This window comes from Bradyrhizobium sp. (assembly GCF_027307225.1).
Lineage (GTDB): Bacteria > Pseudomonadota > Alphaproteobacteria > Rhizobiales > Xanthobacteraceae > Bradyrhizobium.
The window spans coordinates 1-20,977 of record NZ_DAHUXJ010000113.1 but is presented as its reverse complement, the minus strand read 5'-3'; the positions used below and the strand labels follow the sequence as shown (position 1 = coordinate 20,977).

Genomic DNA, 20,977 nt, shown 5'->3' with positions numbered 1-20,977 from the left:
CTGCTTAGTCTTAAGGGAGTGTTACCGGCGCGCCTGCGCACCAGTTCTGGCAGGCGGCAAGGACGACACCTAAATTCCAGGTTATATGGCTCGCGAATCCAGCAATCAGGCAAACAGCGCCGGACGGAAGGAACCCGCCCCTTCCCGATCCGACCAGACGCACCCGGAGCAGGCCCAGAGTCTCGCGGCCGGCGATATCGATCCTGCGACCGTCACGGCCGACGAGGAGGACGAGGCGCGGCTTCCGGAAGTCGAGGCAGCCGAAGAGACCAACGAGGCGATCGCCGAAGGCCCGCTCGCGATCGGGCATGCCGCGATCGAAAATGCGGTCAGGCTGGCGCCGACCTCACCCGGCGTCTATCGCATGCTCAATGCCGCGAACGATGTGCTCTATGTCGGCAAGGCCAAGAATGTCCGCAAGCGGCTTTCTTCCTATGCGCGGGCCAGCGCACCGCAGCCGGCGCGCATCCTGCGCATGATTGCGGCGACCGTTTCGGTCGAAATCGTATCCACCACGACCGAAACCGAGGCGTTGTTGCTTGAGGCCAACCTGATCAAGCAGTTGCGTCCGCGCTTTAACGTGCAACTGCGCGACGACAAGTCGTTCCCCTATATCCTGATCACCGGCGACCATTGGGCGCCGCAGATCCTCAAGCATCGCGGCGCGCAGAGCAGACCCGGACAGTATTTCGGGCCGTTCGCCTCGGCCGGCGCCGTCAATCGCACGATCACCGCGCTCCAGCGCGCCTTCCTGATCCGCTCCTGCACGGATGCGTTTTTCGAAAGCCGCACCCGTCCCTGCCTGCTCTGCCAGATCAAGCGCTGCGCCGGGCCCTGCACCCGCGAGATCGATTTTCCCGGCTATACCGAGCTCGTGCGCGAAGCTAAGGATTTCCTGTCCGGCCGCAGCCAGGCCGTGAAACAGCTGCTCGCGGCCGAGATGGAAAAGGCGTCCGCCGAGCTCGAGTTCGAGACCGCGGCGCTCTACCGCGACCGGCTCGCGGCGTTGTCGGCGATCCAGTCGCAGCAGGGCATCAACCCGAGAACAGTGGAAGAAGCCGACGTCTTTGCCATCCACCAGGAGGGCGGATATTCCTGCGTTGAAGTCTTCTTCTTCCGCACCGGACAGAACTGGGGCAACCGCGCTTATTTTCCAAAAGCAGAAAAATCGTTCACGCCGGAAGAAGTGCTGGCCTCGTTCCTCACACAGTTCTACGACGACAAGCCGCCGCCGAAACTCATCCTGCTGTCGCATGTCATCGAAGAGAGCGTGCTGATGGCGAGCGCCTTGTCGATCAAGGCCGGCTTCAAGGTCGAAGTCACAACGCCGCAGCGCGGCGAGAAGAAGGAACTGATCACGCATGCGCTGACCAATGCGCGCGAGGCGCTAGGGCGCAAGCTGGCCGATACCGCAACCCAAGGCCGGCTGCTGACGGGGCTCGTCACCACGCTCGGTCTGCCGCATCCGCCGCGCCGCATCGAGGTCTACGACAACAGTCACATCCAGGGCACCAACGCGGTCGGCGCCTTTATCGTGGCCGGCCCGGACGGCTTCGTCAAAAACCAGTACCGCAAGTTCAACATCCGCTCGGAGGGGCTGACGCCCGGCGACGACTACGCGATGATGCGCGAAGTGCTGCAACGGCGTTTCAAGCGGCTTCTCGCCGCCGCGGCCGGGAACGAGACGGCCGGGGCCAAGGCCGAGGATGACGGCGTGCCGCAATGGCCGGATCTCGTCATCATCGACGGCGGCCGCGGCCAGCTCAATGCCGCCAAGGAAATCTTCGACAGCCTCGGCCTCCCGCAGGTCGCGCTGCTTGCGGTCGCCAAGGGTCCGGATCGTGACGCCGGGCGGGAAACCCTGTTCATGCCGGACCGTGAGGCGGTCAAGCTGGAGCCGCGCGACCCGGTGCTGTACTTCATCCAGCGCCTGCGCGACGAGGCGCACCGTTTTGTGATCGGATCACACCGCAAGCTGCGCAAGAAGGACATTCGAGAGGCCGGCTTGCAGGAAATCCCCGGCATCGGCCCCTCGCGCAAGCGGGCCCTGTTGCACCATTTCGGAACCCTGAAGGAGATCGAGCGGGCCTCGGTCGCCGACCTCGGCAAGGTCCCCGGCGTCAGCGCCGAGAGCGCGCGCAAGATTTTCGAGTTTTTCCACGCCCGGCCGGGCTAGGGAGCGCAACCCTGTAACCGCGAATTCGCAATGCGAATGTCCGATCCAAAACGCCAGTAGAAGCCTATATTTGCTAGTGTCCCGATTCCGAAGTTCGTTTGCGAAAACGCTCGGATGTCACCCGAAGGTCATATGTGTCGCATGGTTGACCTCGTGGAAGGGATTTGACATTCGCTAAGGCCGTAACCGCGGCGGTATTTGGTGGACGGATGAACATCGCAACGACCAGGGGACTGGCGAAGAGTTCGCTGTCCCTGCCCAATATTCTGACCTTCGCACGGATTGCCGCCATTCCGGTCGTGGTCGGCTGCATCTATGCGCAGGCCATTCTGGACTGGCCGCTGTGGCTGCGATGGGTCGCGCTGGCCGTATTTATTGCCGCCGGCGTGACCGATTTTCTCGACGGCTATTATGCGCGGATATGGGATCAGCAATCGGCCCTGGGCCGGATGCTCGATCCGATTGCCGACAAGCTCCTGGTCGCCTCCTGCCTCCTGATGCTGGCGGCCGACGGAATCATCCATGGCTGGACGCTGTGGGCCGCGATCGTGATCCTGTGCCGCGAAATCCTGGTGTCGGGCTTGCGTGAATATCTGGCGGGCTTGCGCGTCAGCGTGCCCGTCACCAAGCTCGCCAAATGGAAGACCACAGCGCAGCTTGTCGCGATCGGCTTTCTGCTCGCCGGCGAAGCGGGCGACCGGGTCATCCCGCACACCACCGAGATCGGGCTGCTGCTGCTCTGGATCTCTGCGATCGTCACGATCTATACCGGCTGGGATTATTTCCGCGCCGGCATCCGTCACCTCATCGAGGAGGATGAGGGATGAAACTCAAATACTTCGCCTGGGTGCGCGAGCGGATCGGCAAGCCGGAAGAGACGATCGAGCCGCCGCCGGGCGTTACAACCGTCGAAGAACTGATCGTCTGGCTTGTCGCGCGCGGCGAGACTTACGCGCATGCCTTCGAGAAGCCGCGTGTGATCCGCGCCGCGATCGACCATGCCCACGTCAAGCAGGATGCGGCGATTGCCGGCGCCCGCGAAATCGCCTTCTTCCCGCCCATGACCGGCGGTTAGCGCAAGAGCGATGCGGCCATGACCGACAACATCACCGTCCGCATCCAGGAAACCGACTTCGACATTGCGCGCGAAATCGCAGGCCTGACAGCGGAACGCAGCGATATCGGCGCGGTGGTTTCCTTCACCGGAGTTTGCCGGGGCAGCGAAGAGGGCTCCGCCATCGCGGCGCTAACGCTCGAGCATTATCCCGGCATGGCCGAAGCCGAGATCGCGCGCCACGCCGAGACCGCGATGTCGCGCTGGCCGCTCTTCGGAATAAGGGTTGTTCACCGCGTCGGCCGGATCACGCCGGGCGAAAATATCGTGCTGGTCGTGACGGCCTCGAAACATCGTCAGGCTGCCTTCGAGGCCGCCGAATTCATGATGGATTATCTGAAAGCGAACGCTCCGTTCTGGAAGCGGGTGGAAGCCGCGGGCGGCACCAAGTGGATCGAGGCGCGCGATCACGATGACGCGGCGGCGGCACGCTGGACCAAATCGTGATGGCCAAACGCGCCAAAGCCCCGCCTAGAATCTCGCCCAAACGCTCCCGCGCCCCGTCGAAACTTCCCAAGGTTTCAGCGGGCGAGTTGGTGACGCTGCTCGATTTTGTCCGTTATGCCGTGAGCCGCTTCAACGAGGCGAAGCTGACGTTTGCACATGGCACGACGGACCCGATAGCGGAAGCCGCGTTTCTGGTGTGCGAAACGCTGCATCTTCATCCCGACCAGTTCGAAAGCTTCGCGACCGCTCGAGTTGCGGCTCACGAAGCCCGGTCGATCCTTGATGTGATTGGGCGCCGCGTCGCTTCCGGAAAGCCGGCGGCCTATCTCGTCAACAAGATCTACCTGCGCGGCCTGCCCTTCTATGTCGATGAACGCACGATCGTGCCGCGCTCGTTCATCGGCGAACTGCTGGATTCGCATTTTGGCGGACTGGATGACGAAGGCCCCTCGCTGATTGACGATCCGGACGCGGTAGAAAACGTGCTGGAGCTTTGCACCGGCTCCGGCTGCCTCGCCGTGCTGGCCGCGCGCGCCTTTCCGAACGCGCAGATCGACGCCGTCGAAATTTCCAAGGACGCACTCGCAGTCGCCGCGCGCAATGTCGCCGAGTACGGCCTTCAGCAACGGGTGATGCTGCATCGCGGCGATCTGTACGGCCCGGTCGCAGGCCAACGCTATGATCTGATCATCGCCAATCCGCCCTATGTCGATGCCGAAGGGATGGCGGGTCTGCCGCGTGAGTGCCTGGCCGAACCGAAACTCGCCTTCGATGGCGGCACCGATGGACTTGATGTGGTCAGGCGCATTCTGGATCAGGCGAGCCACCACCTGGCGGCCGACGGCGGGCTGTTATGCGAGATCGGCCGCTGCCGCAGCGCACTCGAAGCGGCCTATCCGCAGGCCGAATTCCTGTGGCTGGACACCGAGGATTCGCAAGGCGAAGTGTTCTGGCTTCGCGCTGCCGACCTGCAAAACGCTGTAAAGCTGCAAAAGCGGCCTAGCCTTTCCTGAGAAACGCTCGATCCCTGCGAAAATAGCAGATCTCCCGGCGTTTCGGTCGGCGGCCGAAACTGCTAACCTGTCCGGCAGTGGAGTGGATTTGACATTCGCGAGCCACCCAGCCGCACATCCGGAACGCGAATGTCAAATCCTAAACTCCACTGGAAACATAGATTTGCTAGTGGTCCTTTGATTCTAACATTCGCAAAGGCGCCCGCTGAGAAGGGATGCGAATGTTAGAATCGGACCACTAGCCGTTTCACCGACAACTCAAAGAGGCCCGCCATGCTGGACAAGAGCCCGCGATCACCCGGCGTCAACGTTCCCAACGACCTTGCCGCGCACTGGATGCCGTTTACCGCCAACCGCGCCTTCAAGAAGACGCCGCGACTGCTCGCCGGCGCCAAGGACATGCACTACATCACCGTCGACGGCCGGAAAATCCTCGATGGCGCTGCCGGCATGTGGTGCAGCAATGCCGGCCACGGCCGCACCCAGATTGCGCAAGCGATCGCCAAGCAGGCCGAGACGCTGGATTATGCGCCGCCCTTCCAGTTCGGCATCCCGCAGGCTTTCGAGCTTGCAAGCCGCATCGCCGATCTTGCGCCGAAAGGCCTCGACCATGTGTTCTTCTGCAATTCCGGATCGGAAGCGGCCGATACCGCGCTCAAGATCGCGCTCGCCTATCACCAGATCTCCGGCCAGGGCGGCCGCCTCCGCCTGATCGGGCGCGAGCGCGGCTATCACGGCGTCGGTTTCGGCGGCACCTCGGTCGGCGGCATGGTCGGCAACCGCAAGATGTTCGGAACGCTGCTCACCGGCGTCGATCATCTGCCGACGACGTATGACCGGGAGAAGCAGGCCTTCTCGCGCGGCGAGCCGGAATATGGCGCCCATTTTGCCGACGCGCTGGAAAATCTGGTCAACCTGCACGGCGCCAACACCATTGCCGCCGTCATCGTCGAGCCGATGGCCGGGTCGACCGGCGTGCTGCCGGCGCCGAAGGGCTATCTCAAGCGGCTGCGCGAGATCACCCAGAAGCACGGCATCCTCCTGATCTTCGACGAGGTCATCACCGGCTTCGGCCGGCTGGGCTATGCCTTTGCGGCCGAGCGCTATGGCGTGCTGCCGGACATGATCACCTTCGCCAAGGGCGTCACCAACGGGGCCGCGCCGATGGGCGGCGTGCTCGTGCGCGACACCATCCACGACGCCTTCATGAGCGGCCCAGAGCACGCCATCGAGCTGACCCATGGCTATACCTATTCGGCCCATCCGCTCGCTTGCGCCGCGGGCCTTGCCACGCTCGATATCTATCGCGACGAAAAGCTGTTCGAGCGTGCGCGGGAACTCGAACCGAAATGGAACGATGCGATCTTCTCGCTCAAGAGCGGCCCGAACGTCGTGGACATCCGCACCGTCGGCCTGACGGCTGCCATTGACCTCGCCTCGCGCCCCGACCAGCCGGGCAAACGGGGATTCGATGCGCTCAACAGTGCCTTCTTCGACAATGATCTGATGCTGCGCATCGCCGGTGACACCCTGGCGCTGACCCCGCCCCTGATCGTCAGCGAGGCTCAGGTCGGCGAGATCGTCGAGAAGGTCGCCAAGGTGATCCGCGCGGTCGCCTGAGCCCCCAACTTCCTCCTGCGACGCAAACCGCGGCTCCCAAATCGGGGCCGCGGTTCCGTTTTGGGGACGCCAAGAAGACTGGTCTATCGAATCAACATTAATGCTAGTGTCGTGGCGCTTGAGGCGCGCGGCGAAGCAGAACGGCGCAAGCGGCTCGCCCGGGCAAGAGGGGCTCAAGGGGCTTTGCGCGCAACATGATCCGTATTTCCACGATCTTTATCGCCATTTGCATGGTGCTGGTTGCCGCTTCGCTCGGCCTCGTTCTCTACTCCGTCGCCGGATTGAGCGGCATGGAGTCGGCGATCGTCGCCCTCACCGCGCTGACCTTCCTGATCCTTTACAACGCCGTATCGATGCGCCTGCGCGACCGCACCGATGTGGGCGGCCAGATTGCCGACCTGTCGCGCGGGACGGCGGACCTCGCCCGCCAGGTCGCTGAATTCGGCAGGCGGCTCAGCGCGGTCGAGGGAAAGCTCGGCTCGCTCAATAACGCGGGCGCGGACCGTGTCCAGGCGGTGGTCGGCGAGATCAACGAGCTCGGAGGGCTGGTAAGGCAACTCGCGGTGTCGGTTGCAAGCCATGACGATCTCTTGTCGTCGAACGCGGCGGCCGCAGCGTCCGTGAGCCGTGCAGAGAATTCGTCGCCCAGGGAACCACTCTTCGCGGCCGAGCCACCGAAACTGGTCGTCGCGCCGTCCCCGATCGCCGCCGTCGTCGGTTCCGAGGCAGCGCCCGTGCGCAGCGAGGTGCAGACGTTAGCCGCGGTAAAAACCGCGATCGAAGAAAACCGGCTTGATATCTATCTGCAGCCGATGGTCACCCTCCCGCAGCGCAAGGTGCGCTTCTACGAGGCAGTCACGCGCATTCGCGACGAAAACGACCGGGTGCTGGCCGCAGAGGAGTTCATGCCTTTCGTGGAAGCTGCAGGCCTGATCGGACGCGTCGACCACACCATGATGCTGCGCTGCGTACAGGTGCTGCGCCGCCTGATGGTCCGTAACAAGGAAGTCGGCTTATTCTGCAACATGGCGGGCGCCACGCTCCGCGATCCCACCACGTTTGCCCCTTGTCTCGATTTCCTCGAAGCCAATCGCGCGTTGGCGCCGTCGCTGGTGATCGAGTTCAAGCAGTCAGCGTTCCGCAACCTCGGCCCGACCGAGGGCGAGCACCTGGCAGCGCTGGCGCAGCGCGGTTACCGCTTCTCGATCGACCATGTCACCGATCTCAGGATCGAACCGCGCGAACTCGCCGATCGCGGTGTCCGTTTCATCAAGGTGCCGGCCTCCCTGCTGCTGGACCCCAAGGCGTCGTCGGTATCCGACATCCACCCCTCGGACCTCTCCGACCTCCTCGGCCGCTTCGGTATCGACCTCATCGCGGAACGGATCGAGGGTGAGCGTGCCGTTGTCGACCTGCTCGATTTCGACGTCAGGTTCGGACAAGGCTTTCTGTTTGCGCCACCGAGGCCGCTGCGCCCCGAGGGCGAGTCCAATGGTGCGGCGTCCAACGGCGCCGTCCGGACCGACACGCCTATCGTCGAGCCACCGGCGCGAGCGACCGGCAATGCCGCGCTGGCGCGGCGCTCGGCCGCCCCGAACTAACAGTCCGCAGTTCGAAACATGACGACGCTGAAATTTGCCGAAGGGCTGCGCGACCTTGTCGCCGACGTGGACGTGCTGCTCAGCGACATCTGGGGCGTCGTTCACAATGGCCTCGCCGCGTTCGCCGATGCCTGCGAGGCGCTGCAGAATTTCCGCAGCCAGGGCGGCGCCGTCATCCTGATCACCAACGCGCCGCGGCCTGCGGATTCGGTGCAGCGGCAGTTGCGCAAGCTGCACGTTCCCGACGAAACCTACGATGCCATCGTCAGTTCGGGCGACCTGGCGCGCAATTTCGTCGCGGGTCATCCCGGCCAGAAAATATATTGGGTTGGGCCCGACCGGGACAGTTCGATCCATCGCGGCCTCAATGCCGGACTCGTGCCGCTGGAACAGGCTGACTACATCGTTTGCACCGGCCTGTTCGACGACGAGACCGAATCGGCGGAAAACTATCGAGCAATGCTGCTGAAGGCACGCGAACGCAAGCTCACGCTGGTGTGCGCCAATCCCGACATCGTGGTCGAGCGCGGCGACCGGCTGATCTATTGCGCGGGCGCCGTCGCCGAGCTTTATCTCGAACTCGGCGGCGAGGTGATTTTCTACGGCAAGCCGCATCGGCCGATCTACGAACGCGCGATGGCGCTTGCGGCCGAGCGGCGCGGCCGGGAAGTCATGCTCAATCGTGTGCTTGCGATCGGCGATTCCGTACGAACGGACCTTGCCGGCGCCCATGGCTTCGGGATCGATTGCCTGTTCGTGACCCGCGGCATTCACTCCGAGGAGTTCGAGGGAATCGATCAGCTCGGCCCCGCATCGGTCAGGGAATTGTTCGGCCATCCGCCCCGCGCGCTGATCCGCGAGTTGAGGTGGTAGCCCCGCGAGACTCCCTCGCCCCGCGCTTGCGGGGAGAGGGTGGGGTGAGGGGCTTCTATCAGGGCGTTGAAAAATTTGAGGGGAATGTACCCCCTCACCCGGATCGCCAAGAGCGATCCGACCTCTCCCCGCAAGCGGGGAGAGGTGAAAAGAAAAGATTAGGCGCTCGCCATATCCGGGAAGACCGCCTCGATCTTGGTCTTCAGCGTGGCGGCGTTGAACGGCTTGACGATGTAGTTGTTGACACCGGCCTTCTTGGCAGCGATGACGTTCTCGGTCTTGGACTCGGCCGTGATCATGATGAACGGCGTAGTGGCGAGATTGGGGTCGGCGCGGACCTCCCGCAGCAGGTCGTAGCCGGTCATCGGCTCCATGTTCCAGTCCGAGATGACCAGGCCGTATTTCTTGGCGCGCATCTTGTTGAGCGCGGCCGATCCATCGCTGGCATCGTCGATATTTTCGAAACCGAGCTGCTTGAGGAGATTTCTGATGATGCGAATCATGGTGCTGTAGTCGTCCACCACCAGAACCGACATCGATAGATCAATCGCCATCTTCAAATCCCCTGGGCAACGCACGAACGCTACTGGGCCAAACGGTACCCCCGCGGTCCAAGTCAACGACTACCATCAGCCGTTAAACAGCCCGTTAACCGGTGCCCGGCCCGGGGCCTTTTTCGACCCTCCAAAAGCCCGTCAGACCCGGCTTGACTTCGTGCGCTGCCCCAAGCCACGGTTCGCCGGCCCCATCAGCCAAGACTTGTGAATGGCCTCCGATTTTACCGTGATCCGCGATACCGATGCTCCGGCCTCCGTTCCCAAGGGAATGGTGGTGGCGATGGGCAATTTCGACGGTGTTCATCTCGGCCACCGTGCCGTCATTGACGCCGCGCTACGCATGGGTCAGGCCCACGCGCGGCCGGCCTTCGCACTGACTTTCGAACCCCATCCGCGGCGCTATTTCAGTCCCAACACCCCACAGTTCCGCCTGACGGACGAAACCGCAAAGCTGCGACTGCTGGCGGGCACCGGCCTTTCAGGCGCAGTGGTCATGACTTTCGACAGGCGACGCGCCGAGACAACGGCGCAACACTTCATTCACCACGATCTGATCGAGCGGCTCGGCATCAGCGGCGTCGCGGTCGGCTATGATTTCCATTTCGGCAAGGGCCGCGTCGGCTCGCCCGGCCTGTTGGTGACGGAAGCGCCACGGCTTGGCATCGAGGTCGACGTCCAGGCCCATGTCGACATCGCCGAACGGCCGGTGTCTTCAAGTGCGATCCGCGAGGCGCTGGCGGAGGGGCAGATCGACGAGGCGACCGCGATGCTCGGCGGTCCCTGGTTCATCAACGGCGAAGTCGTCCACGGCGAGAAACGTGGCCGCGACCTCGGTTTTCCGACCGCCAATATCAGGCTCGACAAGAATTGCGGCCTTAAGCACGGCATCTACGCAGTTCGGGTCGGCCTGGGTGACCGTCGCTTCGAGGCCGTCGCAAGTTTCGGCCGCCGCCCGACCTTCGACAATGGCGCGCCGCTGCTAGAGGTTTTCCTGTTCGATTTCGCAGGCGATCTCTATGGCAGCCGCCTCGACGTCGCCTTCATCGCCTTCCTGCGCGAAGAATTGAAGTTCGACGGCGTCGAGGCGCTGATCCGCCAGGTGAACGACGATTCTGCCCGCGCACGCGAGCGCCTGGCGGCAACACCCGACGCCTTTCCCAGATTAGGGATCGTGGGCTGATTTTTGAGGGAATTGGCGGGCTTTGCGATTTGGCCGCCCCCTGCTATGGAAAGCCGATGTTGACGCGGCGCACCATCGGCATTAGCGGCCCGGCTTCCGCCTGAGCTTTGAGCTCGGCGCAAGACCGGGATTTGTCGTCCTTCCGCCCCTCGATCGCGTACCAGAGCCCCAATGTCCGAAAAGCCGCAAAAGTCCGACGCCACAGACTATTCCAAAACCCTGTTCCTGCCGCAGACCGAATTCCCGATGCGCGCCGGCCTTCCCCAGCGCGAGCCGGAAATCCTCAAAAGCTGGAACAAGATCGGTCTTTATGAGCGGCTGCGTGAAAACTCCGCGGGCCGGCCCAAATTCGTGCTCCATGACGGGCCGCCCTACGCCAACGGCAACATCCATATCGGGCATGCGCTCAACAAGATCCTCAAGGACGTGGTGACCAAGAGCCAGCAGATGCTGGGCTTCGATTCCAACTACGTGCCGGGCTGGGACTGTCACGGCCTGCCGATCGAATGGAAGATCGAGGAAGAGAACTACCGTTCCAGGGGCAAGGCCAAGCCGGACTTTCGCGACTCGGCGGCGATGGTGGCGTTCCGAAAAGAATGCCGCGCCTATGCCTCGCACTGGCTCGACGTGCAGCGCGAGGAATTCAAGCGCCTCGGCATCATCGGCGACTGGGATCACCCTTACGCCACCATGAGCTACCCGGCCGAAGCGCAGATCGCGCGCGAGCTGATGAAGTTTGCGGCTAACGGCACCCTCTATCGCGGTTCCAAGCCGGTGATGTGGAGCGTCGTAGAGAAGACCGCGCTTGCGGAGGCCGAGGTCGAGTACGAGGATCACACCTCGGATACGGTGTGGGTGAAATTTCCGGTCACCTCGCCCGCTCACGGGGCGCTCGCCGGCGCCAATGTCGTGATCTGGACCACCACGCCCTGGACGCTGCCGGGCAACCGGGCGATCAGCTTTTCGCCGAAAATCGCCTATGGCCTCTACAAGGTCACCGATGCGCCGGCCGACAACTGGGCTAAAAACGGCGATCTTCTGATTTTGGCGGATGCGCTGGCCGAGAGCGTCTTCAAGCAGGCACGCGTCACCGCGTTCGAGAAAGTGCGGGACATACCCGGCGATACGCTGGATGCGGTGGAATGCGCGCATCCGTTCAGGGGCCTTGATGGCGGTTACCAGTTCGTGGTGCCGCTGCTCGCAGGCGATCACGTCACCGACGACACCGGCACCGGTTTCGTACACACCGCACCCGGTCACGGCCGCGAGGACTTCGATGTCTGGACAGCGAATGCACGCGAACTGGAAGCGCGCGGCATCAGCACCGCGATCCCCTATACCGTCGATGAGAACGGCGCCTTCACCACGCAGGCGCCCGGCTTCACCGGAAAGCGCGTCCTCAACGACAAGGGCGAGAAAGGCGACGCCAACGAGGCGGTGATCAAGGCGTTGGTCGGCGCCGGCATGTTGCTGGCGCGCGGACGCCTCAAGCACCAGTACCCGCATTCCTGGCGGTCGAAGAAGCCGGTGATCTTCCGCAACACGCCGCAATGGTTCATCGCGATGGACAAGGACATCGCCGAGAACGGCAAGGCGAAGCGCGGTGACACGCTGCGCGCCCGCGCGCTGCACGCGATCTCCGTTACGCAGTGGGTGCCGCCGGCGGGGCAAAACCGTATCAACGGCATGATCGTCAACCGACCGGACTGGGTGATCTCGCGCCAGCGCGCCTGGGGCGTGCCGATCGCGGTGTTCGTCCGCGAAAAGGACGATGGCTCAGCCGAAATCCTCATGGACGAAATCGTCAATCAGCGGATCTGCGAAGCCTTCACGGAAGAAGGCGCCGATGCCTGGTATCGCGACGGCGCCCGCGAACGTTTCCTCGGGTCCCGCGCCAGCGAGGACTGGAAAAAAGTCGACGACATTCTCGACGTCTGGTTCGACTCCGGGTCGACCCATGCATTTGTGCTGGAAGACCGCCAGAATTTCCCGACGCTTGGCCATATCGTCCGCAAGATCGATGGCGGCCAGGACACCGTGATGTATCTGGAAGGCTCGGACCAGCATCGCGGCTGGTTTCACTCCTCACTGCTTGAAAGCGCGGGCACCCGCGGCCGCGCGCCCTACGACGTGGTGCTGACCCACGGCTTCACGCTCGACGAGAACGGCCGCAAGATGTCGAAGTCGCTCGGCAATACCGTCGAGCCGCAAAAGGTGATCGCGCAATCCGGCGCCGACATTCTGCGGCTCTGGGTCTGCGCCACCGACTATGCCGACGATCAGCGCATAGGTCCCGAAATTCTCAAGAACACCATCGAGACGTACCGCAAGCTGCGCAACACCATTCGCTGGATGCTCGGCACGTTGCACCATTTCAAGCCGGCCGACGCGGTCGCGCATGCCGACATGCCCGAGCTTGAGCGGCTGATGCTGCATCGCTTGAGCGAGATCGACGCCGTCATCCGCGAAGCCTATGCGGCGTTCGACTACAAGACGGTCGTTGCCTCGCTTACCCATTTCATGAACACGGACCTGTCGGCGTTCTATTTCGATATCCGCAAGGACGTCCTGTATTGCGACCCGCCGTCGTCGCCGGCGCGCAAGGCGGCGCTGACGACGGTCGATATCCTCTGCGACACCATCCTGAAATGGCTGGCGCCGATCATCAGCTTCACCGCCGATGAGGCCTGGTTCATGTACGGGCCGGAAGGATCGCCGTCCGTGCATCTGCTCACCTTCCCCGCCGACCTCGCTGGTTTGCGCGACGATGCGCTGGCCGCAAAGTGGGAGGTCATCCGCGACGTGCGGCGCGTGGTGACCGGCGCGCTGGAACTTGAGCGGGCCGCGAAAAATATCGGCTCCTCGCTCGAGGCTTCGCCGCTGATCTACGTCGCCGACAAGGCGATCTTCGCGACGCTGTTCGACATCGACCTCGCGGAGGTCTGCATCACCTCCAACGCCATGGCCACAAACGAGGAGGCCCCCGCTGGCGCTTTCCGGTTGAACGAAGTCCCCAACGTCGCCGTCGTGGTCGAAAAGGCCGCGGGCCGAAAGTGCGCCCGGTCGTGGAAGATCCTCCCGAGCGTCGGCGAGGACGCCGACTATCCCGATGTGTCGCCACGCGATGCCATTGCCTTGCGCGAGTGGAAGGCGATGGGAGTGACGATTTGAGTCTGCGCCTGAGTTACGGGGTGATCGCGGCCATCGCCACGCTCGTGCTCGATCAGGCGTCGAAGTTCTGGCTGGTCCACGTGTTCGATATTGCCCGCCGCGGCACGGTCAAGCTCACGCCGTTCTTCGACCTGGTCCTGGCCTGGAATCAGGGGATCAGCTTTGGCTGGTTTCAACACGATGGCCCGGCGGCCCAGATCGTCCTGATGGCGATCAAGGCCGTGGCCGTCGTGGTGCTCGCGGTCTGGATGGCCCGCTCGCGCACCCTGCTCGCCACGCTCTCCCTCGGCCTGATCATAGGCGGCGCTATCGGCAACGGCATCGACCGCCTCGCCTATGGCGCGGTGGTCGATTTTGCCCTGTTTCATGTCCGGATCGGCGAAACGACCTTCAATTGGTACGTCTTTAACCTGGCTGACGTAGCTATTGTTGCCGGGGTCGCGGCGCTGTTGTATGACTCGTTTTGGGGGTTACCCGCCGCAAAAGCGCCCTGATCCGGCTAATAGTAGCCGTTGAGCGTGAGGCTTTGCTGGCCCCGAGCCAACCCCCAAGGGTCTGGACATTAACGCGATTTTTTTAGACGGGAAAGCGCGATGCGCCAAACTGAAGCGAACGGTCGGATTGAGCGGATGCTGGGTCTTGCCATCCTCTCCTTGAGCCTTGGCATGGTTGTGACGACCGGGACGGCCCGGGCACAGAACAGCGATACCAGGACCTTCTCGGAAAAGATCTCGGACGGCTTCTACGGCATGGTCCGTGGCAAGAACATGGACAACCACGGTATCGACTACCGTGAGCGTTCCCCGCTGGTGGTGCCGCCGACGCTCGATCTGCCGCCACCGACCTCCGTCCGCCAGGAAGGGCAAGTCGCGAACTGGCCCAAGGACCCTGACGAGCGTGCGCGCAAAGCGGTCATCGCGGCCAAGAAAAAGGAAGCGCCGCCTCCTGCCCGCGTCCGCGTGACCACAGGCGGCGATCCGCAGCAGCAGGCCCAGCCGATCAACATCGCACCACCGGTGCAAGAGGCGGCGGTTCCGGGCACGACACGCCCGGCCTACGCCAGCGATCGCAACGGCACCGCCCTGACCGACCCGGTCTACGACAAGCCGGGCGATCTGTTCACGGGCGGCGCTGCAGCGCTCAGCGACTGGAGCGGCATGAGTAACATCTTCGGCAACGGCAAGATGGCGCCGATCGAGCCGGGTACGGAACCTGCGCGCACGGCGTTGACCCAGCCGCCAGCCGGCTATCAGACGCCGGCGGCCGGTTATGCGTATAGTGAAGAAAAGAAGGGCTGGCTGGACGGCAGGTCGAACCCGGACCGCAATCCGCTTGCCCAGTCGTCGAGCGCATCCAGCGTCGTTCACTAACCGCATAGCGTGCGGAAAGAGGTCGGCTTGATTTGCCGACCCTGACAGAAGGCGGTCGCGCGTGTTGCGACGCTTTGATCTATAGCGAAAAGGATTCCCGGTGGAATTTCAGACATTCGCCTTGAACGCTCGTGACCAGATGGACCGCGAGCGCTACGCCCTTCCTGCCGGATTTCCAGACCGCTCATGATATTACTCCAGGGATTGCGGGCCTCCGTGCGGGCCGGCTTGTTCGCCGGGTTTGTCGTCTTCGCCACGGCCGTGCCGGCCCAGACCCCTGCCCCGCCCTCACCGCCGGCCGCGTTCACGCTCAGCAACGGGCTTCAGGTCGTGGTGATTCCGGATCACCGCACACCGGTCGTCACGCAGATGATCTGGTACAAGGTCGGCTCCGCCGATGAGACTCCGGGCAAATCGGGCCTCGCGCATTTTCTCGAACACCTGATGTTCAAGGGCACCGCCAAGCATCCGGCCGGCGAATTTTCCGACACCGTTCAGCGGATCGGCGGCAACGAGAATGCATTCACCTCTGCCGACTACACCGGCTATTTCCAGCGCGTGCCGCGCGAGCAACTCGGCAAGATGATGGAATTCGAAGCCGATCGCATGACGGGCCTTGTCCTGAGGGACGAGAACGTGTTGCCCGAGCGCGATGTCGTGCTCGAGGAATACAATATGCGGGTGGCCAACAATCCCGACGCGCGGCTCAACGAGCAGATCATGGCCGCGCTCTATCTCAATCATCCCTATGGCCGGCCCGTGATCGGCTGGCACCAGGAGATCGAGAAGCTCAACCGCGAAGACGCGCTCGCCTTCTACAGGCGTTTCTATGCACCCAACAACGCCATCCTGGTCGTTGCCGGGGATGTCGATGTGGCTGACGTGCGCCCGATGGCGGAGCGAACGTTCGGCGCGATCGCGCCGCAGCCCGCGATACCGGCCCAGCGCATTCGCCCGCAGGAGCCAGAGCCGGCCGCGCCGCGGACGGTGACGCTGTCGGATCCCCGCGTCGAACAGCCCAATCTGCGGCGCTCCTATCTGGTGCCGTCCGCGACCACCGCGGCCGCCGGCGAGAGCGCCGCGCTCGACGTACTGGCGCAGCTGATGGGCGGCGGCAGCAACTCCTATCTTTACCGTCGGCTGGTGGTCGACCACCCGCTCGCGGTGAGCGCCTCCGCGGCCTATCAGGGCATGTCGCTGGATGCGACGCAGTTCTCGATTTCGGCCGCGCCGAGGCAAGGCGTGACGTTCGCCCAAATCGAGCGGGCGATCGACGAAGTGATCGCGGATATCGCGGTGAACGGGGTGCGTTCCGAAGATCTCGAGCGCGTCAAAACGCAACTTATCGCCGAAGCCGTCTATGCCCAGGACAATCAGGCGACGCTGGCCCGCTGGTACGGCGGAGCGATGGCCACCGGGCTGAGCATCGAGGACGTCAGGAAGTGGCCGGATCGCATTCGCGCCGTCACCGCCGATCAGGTTCGCCGGGCGGTGCAGACATGGCTCGACAGGAAGCGTTCGGTGACCGGGTATCTCGTCAAGGACGAAACGCCTAAACACATGGAGAAGCGGTCGTGACCTTCCTCAAGATTGCCGCAGCGCGCATGCTGCTGGCGCCCACTTTCCGAAGTTCGTGCTCCATCGCAGCAGCCACCTTCACGAACTTCGGAAAGTCATGGGCACTAGCAAACCTATTGATTCTAGTACCGCTTTATCGATCTGAAGTCCCTGATCGAATTCGCCGCTTGTGGTGCAGGGGCTTCAGATCGGCGGTACTAGGTATATCCCTGGCGACAATGGCGGTCCTGCCGGTTCCGTCGCAGGCCGCAGCCAGGATCCAGCACCTGATTTCGCCCGGCGGCATCGAGGCCTGGTTCGTGCAGGACGCCACCGTACCGCTGGTAGCGATGGAATTCGCCATGTATGGCGGCGCCGCGCAGGATCCGGACGGCAAGGCCGGTGTGGGCAACATGGTGGCCGATCTCATCGATGAGGGCTCAGCCGATCTGGATTCCAGGGCTTTCCACGAACATCTCGACCGGCGCGCGATTGAACTCGGCTTCAGCGTCACGCGGGACTATTTCCGCGGCTCCTTGCGCATGCTGAAGGACAACAAGGACGAAGCCTTCGAGCTCCTGCGGACGTCACTGACCTCGCCGCATTTCGATAGCACGGACGTCGAGCGCATCCGCACGCAGCTCATGTCCGGCCTGAGGCGTGAGACGACGAGCCCAGGCTCGCTCGCCAGCCGCAAGTTCCTGCAAATCGCCTATGGCGATCACCCCTACGGCCGGCCGGCCGGCGGCACGCTGGAAAGCGTTCCCACGATCACGATCGCTGACATGAAGGATTATGTCGCTCGCGTATTGACCAGGGAGCATTTGAAGATTGCCGTGGTCGGCGACATCGACGCGGCTTCGCTCGGCGCGCTGCTGGACCGGACGTTCGGCGGACTGCCCGCCAAATCGAGACTGACGCCGGTGTCCGAGATCGAGGCCAGCAAGCCGCCGCAGCGCGAATTCATCACGCTCGACGTTCCGCAGACCGTCGTGACCTTTGGCGGCCCCGGCATCAAGCGCGACGATCCGGATTTCATGGCTGCCTATGTCGTCAATCACATTCTGGGCGGCGGATCGGGATCGCGGCTTTACCGCGAGGTTCGCGAAAAGCGCGGCCTTGCCTATTCGGTTTCCGGTTCGCTGACGTGGATGGAGCACTCCGCGCTATTCGTCGGCTCTACCGGAACGCGGGCCGACCGCGCCGCCGAAACGGTCGAAGCCATCACCAACGAGGTCCACCGCATGGCAGAGAATGGACCGACCGCGCAGGAACTCGACGAGGCCAAGTCCTACCTGAAGGGATCGCGGCTGCTCTCGCTCGATACCTCGTCGAAACTCGCCGGCGCCTTGCTGCAATATCAACTCGACGGCCTTCCAGTCGACTATCTGGAGCGCCGCAACGCGCTGGTCGACGCGGTCACGATCGACCAGACGAAACGGGCGGCGCACAGGCTGTGGGACAGTGGTCTGTTGACCGTCATCGTCGGCCGCGCGCCACTGACGGCGGCCGCCCAGCCGGCTTCTACCGAGCCGAAGGCGAATTAGGCTTCACTAAGATTCCGATTCCGAAGTTCGCAAACCATCGCGGTGACCTCTGATGCGAACTTCGGAATCAAAGGAGCACTAGCCAATTATATGATTTTAGCGCGGTTTAGAATTTGAAGTTCCTATGACGAGGTCACCGCGAAACTGATAGGAACTTCAAATTCACCGCACTAGTCAAGCAAAGCAGGCACAAAGCCGCTATTCTCCGGGAAGTTCGATTCCGCTTTCGGTTCGGTGACGCCATGCTGGGGATTGGCCGCGGTCTCTCGGTCGACGAAAACGATCTCGACATTTCCTTTGTTCGGGCCTCTGGACCCGGCGGACAGAACGTCAACAAGCTCTCGACGGCTGCCCAGTTGCGCTACGACACCCACCGGCTCGCGCTGCCCACCGACGCGGCATCGCGTCTCCTGAGGCTCGCGGGCCAGCGCATGACCAAGGACGGCGTGATCGTCATTCACGCCCAGCGCTTCCGCACCCAGGAGCGCAATCGAAGCGACGCGATCGAGCGCCTGGTCGAACTGTTGCGAGAGGCGATGATACGCCCGACCCCGCGGCGTGCCACCCGCCCGACGTTCGCCTCGAAACAACGCCGCCTCGAGGGCAAAAAGCGACGTGGCGACATCAAGGCGAGGCGAGGCTCAAGAGGCGTTGACGATTGAAGCAAACGGGGGACTTCCTGCGCACCGCCCTCCCCGAGCGCCAAAAAAGCCCCTAAATTAGCTGACCGTTCAGAGTCAAACCGAATGCCCGTCCGCCAGTTGCCCGAACAGGTCGTCAACCGCATCGCTGCAGGCGAGGTGGTGGAACGTCCGGCGAGCGTGGTCAAGGAACTGGTCGAAAATGCCATCGATGCGGGTGCAAGCCGGATCGACATTTTCAGCGACGGCGGCGGCCGGCGAAAGATTGCGATCACCGACGATGGTGGCGGCATGACCCGCATCGATCTCGCGCTCGCGGTCGAGCGCCACGCAACTTCCAAGCTCGACGATGAGGATTTGCTACGCATCCGAACGCTGGGGTTCCGCGGCGAGGCGCTGCCCTCGATCGGCGCGGTCGCCAAGCTCAACATCGCCACCCGCCATGCCGGCGAGCCGCACGCCTGGTCGCTCTCGGTGGAAGGCGGGGCGAAATCGGCGATCGCACCTGCCGCCTTGTCGCAAGGCACGCGCGTCGAGGTCAGCGATCTATTCTACGCCACGCCGGCGCGGCTGAAATTTCTCAAGACCGATCGCACCGAGGCTGAGGCGATCCGTGAGGTGGTGCGGCGGCTTGCGATGGCGCGGCCCGACATCGCCTTTACGCTCGCCGGCGAAGAACGCAGCCCTGTCACCTGGGCCGCGGCGTTACCCGGCGCGCCCGGACAGCTGACGCGGCTCGGCGATATTCTCGGTGCAGATTTTCGAGCAAGCGCCATCGACGTCCACGCCGAGCGTGAGGGCGTCGTCGTCGAAGGATTTGCCGCCAGTCCGTCGCTGACAAAGGCCAACGCGCTTGGCCAATATCTCTTCGTCAACGGCAGACCCGTGCGCGACAAGCTGATCCTGGGCGCGGTCCGCGCCGCTTATGCGGATTACCTGCCGCGCGACCGTCACCCGGTCGTAGCGCTGTTCGTGACGCTGGATGCCAGGGAGGTCGATGCCAATGTGCATCCGGCCAAGACGGAAGTTCGCTTCCGCAACGCCGGGCTTGTACGTGCCTTGATCGTGCATGCGCTCAAAGAGGGTCTCGCGCGCGAGGGCAGGCGAACAGCCGCCAACAGCTGCAGTGCGGCGATCGAGAACTTTCGTCCCGCCTTTTCACCGGGGAGGGCAAATTGGGACTGGCGGCGTTCGCCGGCCTATCCGGTCGGGCCATCGCCGGCCTTTCAAACTGCCAAGGCGCTGGCCGAGCCAGGCCAGGCGGCCTTCGATGTCGGCGGGCCGACCGCAGATGTCCGGCTGCACGAGCAGTCTTTGTCGGACCTGCTCGACCGGCCGCTCGGCGCGGCGCGAACACAGATCCACGAGACCTATATCGTCTCGCAGACGCGTGACGGGCTGATTGTGGTGGATCAGCACGCCGCGCACGAGCGCATCGTCTACGAGAAATTGAAGGCGTCGCTCGCCAGAAATGGCGTGCAGCGGCAGATCTTGTTGATTCCCGAAATCGTCGAAATGGATGAGGCCACGGTCGAGCGGTTGCTAGAACGCAGCGAAGAGCTGGCGTCCTTCGGGCTTGCGATCGAATCCTTCGGCCCCGGCGCGGTCGCGGTGCGCGAGACGCCGTCGCTGCTCGGCAAGACCAATGCCGGTGGATTGCTGCGCGACCTCGCCGAGCATATGGCGGAGTGGGATGAAGCTCTGCCGCTGGAACGGCGGCTCATGCATGTGGCGGCAACCATGGCCTGCCACGGATCGGTTCGCGCAGGTCGCCGCCTCAAGCCTGAAGAGATGAACGCGCTGTTGCGCGAGATGGAAGACACGCCCAACTCCGGGCAGTGCAATCACGGCCGCCCAACCTATGTGGAGTTAAAGCTCGCTGATATCGAGAAGCTGTTCGGGCGGCGATAGCTTCTATCTTCAAATCTATCCATCATCACCCGCATCAAGCCGGGCGATGACAGGCTTATCTAGTGCTCCGATTCCGAAGTTCGTATCATATTGCGGCTCCACGTTTACGAACTTCGGAATCAAAGGAGCACTAGCCAATTATATGATTCTAGTGCGGTTTAGAATTTGAAGTTCCTATGACGAGGTTACCGCGAAACTG

General features: G+C 63.2%; 17 protein-coding genes. 16 read left to right on the top strand and 1 reads right to left on the bottom strand.

Features of this window, described 5'->3' with window-relative positions:
- The first annotated feature begins 85 nt into the window (after positions 1-85).
- The 8 genes from uvrC (at position 86) to M6D32_RS19735 (ending at position 8,844) form a co-directional block, all read left to right on the top strand.
- A complete protein-coding gene (uvrC, locus tag M6D32_RS19770) occupies positions 86-2,176 on the top strand; it encodes an excinuclease ABC subunit UvrC (RefSeq protein ID WP_298259330.1) in 2,091 nt (696 codons plus the stop codon).
- 209 nt (positions 2,177-2,385) lie between these two features.
- A complete protein-coding gene (gene pgsA, locus M6D32_RS19765) occupies positions 2,386-3,003 on the top strand; it encodes a CDP-diacylglycerol--glycerol-3-phosphate 3-phosphatidyltransferase (protein WP_298259328.1) in 618 nt (205 codons plus the stop codon).
- A complete protein-coding gene (gene moaD / locus M6D32_RS19760) occupies positions 3,000-3,251 on the top strand; it encodes a molybdopterin converting factor subunit 1 (RefSeq protein WP_298259326.1) in 252 nt (83 codons plus the stop codon). Before pgsA ends, moaD begins: the two co-directional genes overlap by 4 nt.
- Positions 3,252-3,269: 18 nt before the next feature.
- Positions 3,270-3,737 carry a molybdenum cofactor biosynthesis protein MoaE gene (locus M6D32_RS19755; RefSeq protein WP_298259324.1) on the top strand — a complete coding sequence of 156 codons (468 nt, stop codon included), beginning with the start codon at positions 3,270-3,272 and terminating at the stop codon, positions 3,735-3,737.
- A complete protein-coding gene (gene prmB / locus M6D32_RS19750; RefSeq protein ID WP_298259322.1) occupies positions 3,734-4,750 on the top strand; it encodes a 50S ribosomal protein L3 N(5)-glutamine methyltransferase in 1,017 nt (338 codons plus the stop codon). The genes M6D32_RS19755 and prmB overlap by 4 nt, the downstream gene beginning before the upstream one ends.
- A gap of 273 nt (positions 4,751-5,023) precedes the next feature.
- Complete coding sequence (locus M6D32_RS19745; protein WP_298259320.1) at positions 5,024-6,370, top strand: aspartate aminotransferase family protein; 1,347 nt, start codon at positions 5,024-5,026, stop codon at positions 6,368-6,370.
- Between the two features lie 194 nt (positions 6,371-6,564).
- Positions 6,565-7,971, top strand: coding sequence for an EAL domain-containing protein (locus tag M6D32_RS19740; protein ID WP_298259318.1), 1,407 nt, complete (start codon positions 6,565-6,567; stop codon positions 7,969-7,971).
- Between the two features lie 18 nt (positions 7,972-7,989).
- Entirely contained in the window at positions 7,990-8,844 is an 855-nt protein-coding gene (locus M6D32_RS19735; RefSeq protein ID WP_298259316.1) for a TIGR01459 family HAD-type hydrolase, read from the top strand.
- A 158-nt stretch (positions 8,845-9,002) separates the two neighbouring features.
- Here M6D32_RS19735 and M6D32_RS19730 read toward each other — a convergent pair whose 3' ends face one another.
- Positions 9,003-9,398: a response regulator gene (locus tag M6D32_RS19730; protein WP_298259314.1), complete on the bottom strand. Its 396-nt coding sequence runs from the start codon at positions 9,396-9,398 to the stop codon at positions 9,003-9,005.
- Between the two features lie 211 nt (positions 9,399-9,609).
- Between M6D32_RS19730 and M6D32_RS19725 the strand changes: the two genes are divergently transcribed.
- From M6D32_RS19725 to mutL, 8 genes are all read left to right on the top strand, one after another.
- Positions 9,610-10,581 (top strand): bifunctional riboflavin kinase/FAD synthetase, encoded by a 972-nt coding sequence (locus M6D32_RS19725; RefSeq protein ID WP_298259312.1) that lies wholly within the window; start codon positions 9,610-9,612, stop codon positions 10,579-10,581.
- A 171-nt stretch (positions 10,582-10,752) separates the two neighbouring features.
- Positions 10,753-13,752 carry an isoleucine--tRNA ligase gene (gene ileS / locus M6D32_RS19720; protein WP_298259310.1) on the top strand — a complete coding sequence of 1,000 codons (3,000 nt, stop codon included), beginning with the start codon at positions 10,753-10,755 and terminating at the stop codon, positions 13,750-13,752.
- A complete protein-coding gene (gene lspA / locus M6D32_RS19715) occupies positions 13,749-14,246 on the top strand; it encodes a signal peptidase II (RefSeq protein ID WP_298259308.1) in 498 nt (165 codons plus the stop codon). The genes ileS and lspA overlap by 4 nt, the downstream gene beginning before the upstream one ends.
- A gap of 99 nt (positions 14,247-14,345) precedes the next feature.
- Positions 14,346-15,122, top strand: a complete 777-nt coding sequence (locus tag M6D32_RS19710; RefSeq protein ID WP_298259306.1) for a hypothetical protein — start codon at positions 14,346-14,348, stop codon at positions 15,120-15,122.
- Between the two features lie 186 nt (positions 15,123-15,308).
- The gene (locus M6D32_RS19705) at positions 15,309-16,700 is read left to right on the top strand and encodes a pitrilysin family protein (protein WP_298259304.1); all 1,392 of its coding nucleotides are present in this window, start codon (positions 15,309-15,311) and stop codon (positions 16,698-16,700) included.
- Positions 16,701-16,918: 218 nt separating this feature from the next.
- A complete protein-coding gene (locus M6D32_RS19700) occupies positions 16,919-18,226 on the top strand; it encodes a pitrilysin family protein (protein ID WP_298259302.1) in 1,308 nt (435 codons plus the stop codon).
- A 242-nt stretch (positions 18,227-18,468) separates the two neighbouring features.
- Complete coding sequence (gene arfB / locus M6D32_RS19695) at positions 18,469-18,888, top strand: alternative ribosome rescue aminoacyl-tRNA hydrolase ArfB (RefSeq protein WP_298259300.1); 420 nt, start codon at positions 18,469-18,471, stop codon at positions 18,886-18,888.
- 84 nt (positions 18,889-18,972) lie between these two features.
- A complete protein-coding gene (gene mutL, locus M6D32_RS19690) occupies positions 18,973-20,778 on the top strand; it encodes a DNA mismatch repair endonuclease MutL (protein ID WP_298259298.1) in 1,806 nt (601 codons plus the stop codon).
- Positions 20,779-20,977: the final 199 nt, after the last annotated feature.

Bases quoted from the DNA above. Each gene is read 5' to 3' on its own strand.
- M6D32_RS19705 (WP_298259304.1), top strand. From the start codon at position 15,309: ATGATATTACTCCAGGGATTGCGGGCCTCCGTGCGGGCCGGCTTGTTC.
- M6D32_RS19740 (WP_298259318.1), top strand. From the start codon at position 6,565: ATGATCCGTATTTCCACGATCTTTATCGCCATTTGCATGGTGCTGGTT.
- M6D32_RS19730 (WP_298259314.1), bottom strand. From the start codon at position 9,398: ATGGCGATTGATCTATCGATGTCGGTTCTGGTGGTGGACGACTACAGC.
- M6D32_RS19725 (WP_298259312.1), top strand. From the start codon at position 9,610: ATGGCCTCCGATTTTACCGTGATCCGCGATACCGATGCTCCGGCCTCC.
- M6D32_RS19735 (WP_298259316.1), top strand. From the start codon at position 7,990: ATGACGACGCTGAAATTTGCCGAAGGGCTGCGCGACCTTGTCGCCGAC.
- M6D32_RS19700 (WP_298259302.1), top strand. From the start codon at position 16,919: ATGGCGGTCCTGCCGGTTCCGTCGCAGGCCGCAGCCAGGATCCAGCAC.
- M6D32_RS19755 (WP_298259324.1), top strand. From the start codon at position 3,270: ATGACCGACAACATCACCGTCCGCATCCAGGAAACCGACTTCGACATT.
- mutL (WP_298259298.1), top strand. From the start codon at position 18,973: ATGCCCGTCCGCCAGTTGCCCGAACAGGTCGTCAACCGCATCGCTGCA.
- ileS (WP_298259310.1), top strand. From the start codon at position 10,753: ATGTCCGAAAAGCCGCAAAAGTCCGACGCCACAGACTATTCCAAAACC.
- M6D32_RS19710 (WP_298259306.1), top strand. From the start codon at position 14,346: ATGCGCCAAACTGAAGCGAACGGTCGGATTGAGCGGATGCTGGGTCTT.
- arfB (WP_298259300.1), top strand. From the start codon at position 18,469: ATGCTGGGGATTGGCCGCGGTCTCTCGGTCGACGAAAACGATCTCGAC.
- moaD (WP_298259326.1), top strand. From the start codon at position 3,000: ATGAAACTCAAATACTTCGCCTGGGTGCGCGAGCGGATCGGCAAGCCG.
- M6D32_RS19745 (WP_298259320.1), top strand. From the start codon at position 5,024: ATGCTGGACAAGAGCCCGCGATCACCCGGCGTCAACGTTCCCAACGAC.
- pgsA (WP_298259328.1), top strand. From the start codon at position 2,386: ATGAACATCGCAACGACCAGGGGACTGGCGAAGAGTTCGCTGTCCCTG.
- uvrC (WP_298259330.1), top strand. From the start codon at position 86: ATGGCTCGCGAATCCAGCAATCAGGCAAACAGCGCCGGACGGAAGGAA.